The 1986-nt window shown below is 71.2% G+C and carries 1 protein-coding gene; it reads left to right on the plus strand.

Features of this window, described 5'->3' with window-relative positions; all coding sequences use genetic code 11:
• The first annotated feature begins 46 nt into the window (after window positions 1-46).
• The gene (locus tag G6018_RS06135) at window positions 47-1717 is read left to right on the plus strand and encodes a methyltransferase (protein WP_182639174.1); all 1671 of its coding nucleotides are present in this window, start codon (window positions 47-49) and stop codon (window positions 1715-1717) included.
• Window positions 1718-1986 lie beyond the last annotated feature (269 nt).

Here is a 1986-nt window from a genome sequence, read left to right on the forward strand (position 1 = left end):
GTGCCCCGGACCCGGCCGACCGACCCGATGAGAGCGATCCCGCCCGGTGACCCCGACAGTTCCCGCCCTCACCCGCCTGGCCCCCGCACTGGCGGAGTCGTTCCGCGAGTGCCACTTCACGGTGCCCGGACTGGAGGACGCACTGGGGCCGGAGGCGGTCTCGGCGCTCGCCCGTTCGGACCCGGCGTCCGTCCGCAGGCACGCCCGCTCCGCCGGGCCGGTCGGGACCCTGGTCCGGCTGTTCATCCTGGGTGACGCGGTCCCCGAGGACGAGGTCGTGGCGGCCCTGCCCGGGGTACCCGTAGCCGACGGGATCGACGCCGGACTGTGGACCCGTCAGACCACGCCGGAGGCGACCCTCCGGGCGCTCCTCGACCTCCGGCCCGTGGACACCGGTCACGGCACACGCTGGGTCTTCGCCGACGTCGACGGGTCGATGGCCCACGCCACCACGAGGCCAGACCACGTCCTCGGGGTCGGGCAGGCCACGCTGTCCCTCCTCCGGATCACACCCACCTCGCACGTGGACTCCGTCCTCGACCTCGGCACCGGCTGCGGCATCCAGCTCGTGCACGCCCTCGGGACCGCGAGGACGGCGACGGGTACGGATATCACCCCCAGATGCCTGGACCTGGCGTCCGCCACGCTGGCCATCAACGGGTTGGACGGGGAACTGCTCGTCGGTCCCTGGTTCGAACCCGTCGCCCATCGTCGTTTCGACCGGGTCGTCGCCAACCCACCGTTCGTGGTGGGCCCCTCCGAGCCCGGCCATTCGTACCGCGAGTCGGGGCTCGCCCTCGACGGGGCGAGCCGGACGGTCGTGTCCGGGGCTCACGAACACCTGACCCGGGACGGCACCGCGGTCATCCTGGCCTCCTGGGTGGAGCGCCAGGACACCGACTGGCGGACCCACGTGGCGTCGTGGGTCCCCTCCGACGGGGTGGAGGCCTGGGTGCTCCGTCGCGACACCTCGGACCCGGAGCTCTACGTCTGGACATGGCTCACGGACGAGGGCATGGACCCGAGGGACGAGTCCACAGCCCTCGCCGCGGACGCCTGGCTCGACCACTTCGAGGACCGGGGCGTCGACGGGGTCGGGTTCGGGTACGTCTTCCTCAGGCGGATCGACGGCGCGTCGTCGGTGCTCTGCGAGGACCTCACCCACCCCTTCGACGAGGGGCTCGGGGACGAGGCCGAGGCCTACTTCGCGCGCATGGCGTGGTTGCGGGCGACCGCGGACCGACAGGGCGGGCAGGAGCGGGCGCTGGACGCGACGGTGTTCACCGTCTCCCCCGACGTCCACCTGCACGTCTCGGAGAGTCTGGCACCGGACGCCGGTGACGCGGGGGACGAGACGTCCGGGGCCTCTGCACCGGCCGGGTCGGTGGTGGTCGAGCGCGTCACCGGTGCACGCTGGCGGCACGAGATCGACCCGCTGACCGCGACGGTCCTCCGAGGGGCGCGTATGGGTGCGCTCCCCCTGGAGGATCTCGTCGTCCTCGCCGCCGCGGGGGCCGGTCGTGACCCCGGTGAGCTGGCGGAACCCGTGCGCAGGGTCGTGGCCGATCTGTTCCTCCACGGCTTCGTCGTCCCCGCCGGGGTCCCCGGGCTGCTCCCGCCCGGCGCTTCTGCGGCGACTGATAGATCCCGCCCTTGGGCCGCAGGATCGAAAACACCGAACCCGGCGGCGAGTCGACCGATCGCGAGATCTCACTGATCGACGACCCCGCCTTCCACATATCCCAGACCCGCTGCCGTTCCTCCGGCGGCAGTCCGGGCCGGCCAATCTTAGCCATCGTCCACCTCCACCATAGATTGCTTGGTGTTGCGTTGACGGTTTGAGTCTAAGGCGGCTTACTTCGCGCGGGAGCAGCGACCGTGAGCCGATACGAGTACATCGACTCCTGCAAGAACGACCCGTCCGAGACCAATCCGCTCTACAAGATGTGCGCCTGGTTGGCCGTCTCGACCTCTGGGTTCTACAAC

Source organism: Dietzia sp. DQ11-44, from assembly GCF_014145205.1.
Classification (GTDB): domain Bacteria; phylum Actinomycetota; class Actinomycetes; order Mycobacteriales; family Mycobacteriaceae; genus Dietzia; species Dietzia natronolimnaea.